Here is a 2,801-nt window from a genome sequence, read left to right as displayed (position 1 = left end):
CATCTCGCCTGCAACTTCGGAAGTTGGTCCATTGATCAGCGTTTCCCTAGAGGAGGAATAAGCCGGAGCAAGTCGTCGTCCTGGAGGAAAGACAGGTCGAGATTGCGAAGTGCTGCTTCTTGGAGCTCGTCGCTCGTTGCCAAACGCACACTGTCCTCCAGCACTCCAAGTCGATGAGCAAGCCCGTGGAGTCGAATACGATTGTTCCACTCGACCTTATGCCAGGAACGTTCGTCGCCGTGCCTTCTTAGAATGGAGGGGTCGAGTTCGAGGACCTTGTTGGCCACAGACTCCGGACATCGCCCCACCAAAAATAGAAACAATTTCTCATTAAGTCCTGCCGCATCCGGCGCATCGGCTAAGCGTCCGATTAGATTGTCGAAGCTCGTAGCAGGCACTACTACAGCGTCGCGCACGCTTGGTGCTCCTTCGCAGACGGCTTCGCTGAGTAGGTTTTCAAGGCGTGTGCCGCGAACGTATAGGCCGACCAAATCTGACCTAACACTCAGGATGCTGCTTATCGCGTCTGCGAACGTAGGATGAACGAATCCCCAACACATTTGCCCGCTTTCCAAGCGTTTTAGCAAGAAAACGCCTTGAAGCTGGCCCAGTGCTTCGATGACGGACGCAACCGGCACTCCAAATTTGTCCGCGGCCACCTTACACTCCGAATCGCCGGCCGAGTGATCAGGGAGCACGGAGCGAGCAAGAAAAACGGACGTCATCGCCGCTTGCTGCGCGGCTGTGAGTTCGAGAATCGTTTCCTTTAGGAATTCCTGAGGCTCATGCACAAAACGAAATAGATCGTCGGGCAGCGACTTTACGCCGGTTGTGTAGCTCGAATCCCCTAATCTTCGCGCGATTTCTGGAAGCAAGTAAGGCTGTTCGGCCAAGCTTTGCAGGTGAGGCTTCACCGCCTGCTTCCAAGTCTTCGTCTGGATTCCGGCCTTTATGTGGTTGTACAAGATCTGCTGCCGCTCCTCGGGACTGAGCCAACCTACGTCCACGACCGCCCGACCATCCGCAAGAAGGGGGTGATTTCTGGTGCCGAGCTTGTGCTTTGCCGCATTCCAAATGTGTGTACGGGACGTGAGGATAAAGTGATTGCCCAATTCAATCGCTGCCTTCATTTTCGGCATAAATTCGATCCAAGCGTCGACATAGTCATCTCTCAGCTGATTCGGACCGAAGGCATCGTCTATCCAGAACAAGCGATTTCGCTCATGCGGATTCCAACGGGATCGTAGCTCAAGAGGGCCTTCACACTTGAAAGTTTGATGATGTTCGCTGTCTATCGCGGTGGTTGCCAGAATTGCCGCCAGCGTTGACTTGCCCGCGGCGGGAGAACCCAATAGCAAAACGAACTTGTGTTCGCCGAGCGCTCGGACGGCAGTCCTGTGCGCCCCGGTGGGCACATAAACTTTCAAGCTTGGCAATAAGTGTCCGAGAAGGGCTTCCGTTTGCGCTGCACATCTTTCGTCGACAATAGTTGATAGATCACCCAAGCCGTAGACGCGTGGCACTAACGCCCGTAGTCGCGAGCTGCTTTTAATTTGAAGCGTGAGCCACTCGCGCCCAAGAACGTGAGGCTCAAGAACCCCGGCTTCAGTCAGCGCGTCTCGAATCTCCGACGCTACGGGAGCATCTATGCCAAGGTTGGTAATGAAGTAGTAGACAGATGCTTTGCCGGCGGAAACAAGGTTCCTGACAGTATCCAATTCGCCGGATATATCGGATGGTCTCAGCCTGCCGTCTGCCCGACTACTGAATTTGCATTGGACAGTTGCTTCAGTGGATTGGTCACGCCTGTCCCTTGCGGGAAGCATGAAGACAGCATCCTGCCCACCATCTTGCGCTTCGCGATAAACTGAAACGGTACGGTTGAACGCTACCTCACATACTTGGGCGCAAAGATCTTGAAAGGCCTTCCAGCCTAGCGTATTTAACGCGAGAAATACATTCGGTGCCTGAGGAGTCGATTTAAAGTCTTCCATACACATTTTTCCCCTTCAACTTCACCAGCCCAACACATCACTCGTTAGCTTGCCTGCAAACTTAATTTGGAGAGTTCAGCGATCAGGGAAGCGGCAGCGGTTCGGCAGTTTGACCAAAGTAGGCCATGCAAACGGCCTCCCGAAACGCAGCTGGTAGCTGGCCTTGGGCATGGAGATCTTCCACGGTCCTGACGGCTAGAAAAGGCTTGTTTTTGCGAGGCGCTTGATATCCCAAGAGGCCCTCCAGATCTGGCGCAACCAAATGCCGTTGATTGGCACCAGCGACTAACAGGGCGAGAATATTCTGGTTGTTTGCCTGCTCGGCCGGATTGCCAGGATCCTCGTCGTGCAGTACGCGATAGGGGATGTTGAATGCGTTCAGCACGCGCTGAAACGCTGGGACGTTCGATTTGCCGTTGCAGTCCACAAGCGACACCTCGCGCCGAAGTCGTAGATGTCGTTCGAACAGTCCCATTAGCTCTGCGCCTCGCTCGAAAGCTGCAATAGCGCTAAATTCCTCCATAAGTACGACCCGTTTGGCGAAGAAAAGCTCGTTCACGGTAGGATCGAAGCGTGCCACAGTATTCAGTCGCTGCCTGTCGGCTTGGAGAGGTTGCCCGGGAAAGAGATCTTGGGTCACCTGATGCGCAGCCGCGTCACCTTGTGGCGTCTTGAACATCCTAACGATAGCTCGATATTTGGTGGCGATATCAAGGAACACTGGTGAATGAGTGCAGCATGCCACTTGGGTAGAAGTGGAGTTGCCCCTGTAACTCAGGACACGCGGACACCGTTAGGTTGATGACA

The 2,801-nt window shown here is 54.1% G+C and carries 2 protein-coding genes; both read right to left on the bottom strand.

Annotated features, from left to right (window positions below; genetic code table 11):
- Positions 1-35: 35 nt before the first annotated feature.
- Positions 36-1,994, bottom strand: a complete 1,959-nt coding sequence (locus ACSHSS_RS29965; RefSeq protein ID WP_445545955.1) for an nSTAND3 domain-containing NTPase — start codon at positions 1,992-1,994, stop codon at positions 36-38.
- Positions 1,995-2,076: 82 nt separating this feature from the next.
- Positions 2,077-2,673, bottom strand: coding sequence for a TOPRIM nucleotidyl transferase/hydrolase domain-containing protein (locus tag ACSHSS_RS29960; RefSeq protein WP_445545954.1), 597 nt, complete (start codon positions 2,671-2,673; stop codon positions 2,077-2,079).
- Positions 2,674-2,801 lie beyond the last annotated feature (128 nt).

Source organism: Burkholderia sp. BC1, from assembly GCF_052683555.1.
The sequence above is the reverse complement of the archived record's forward strand: the minus strand, read 5'-3'. Positions and strand labels throughout refer to the sequence as shown.

Bases quoted from the DNA above. Each gene is read 5' to 3' on its own strand.
- ACSHSS_RS29965 (WP_445545955.1), bottom strand. From the start codon at position 1,994: ATGGAAGACTTTAAATCGACTCCTCAGGCACCGAATGTATTTCTCGCG.
- ACSHSS_RS29960 (WP_445545954.1), bottom strand. From the start codon at position 2,673: ATGTTCAAGACGCCACAAGGTGACGCGGCTGCGCATCAGGTGACCCAA.